This is a genomic window from Azonexus hydrophilus, from assembly GCF_001956855.1.
Classification (GTDB): domain Bacteria; phylum Pseudomonadota; class Gammaproteobacteria; order Burkholderiales; family Rhodocyclaceae; genus Azonexus; species Azonexus hydrophilus_A.
In genome coordinates this window covers 1-232 of sequence record NZ_MTHD01000017.1, presented here as the reverse complement: position 1 = coordinate 232, position 232 = coordinate 1, and the positions used below count along the sequence as shown (strand labels likewise).

At 65.5% G+C, this 232-nt stretch carries 1 protein-coding gene; it reads left to right on the top strand.

The window, feature by feature from the left end; all coding sequences use genetic code 11:
• A partial coding sequence (locus BJN45_RS17820; RefSeq protein ID WP_170873123.1) for a hypothetical protein occupies positions 1-232 on the top strand: 232 nt, incomplete at both ends.

Here is a 232-nt window from a genome sequence, read left to right as displayed (position 1 = left end):
GCGACGATCATCGACAACGACGTCCCGACGATCACGGTGGGTGACCCGGCAGCGAACGGCGTGGGCGACATCACGGTACCGGAAGGCACGGACGCGGTGTTCGGTGTGAATCTGACGGGTGTTGCCGCAGGCGGCACGCTGACGCTGACGCTGAACGCCTCGGGTGCGAACCCGGCGACGGAAGGTGTGGACTACAAGGCAGCGACGTTCCAGTACAGCCTGGACAATGGCG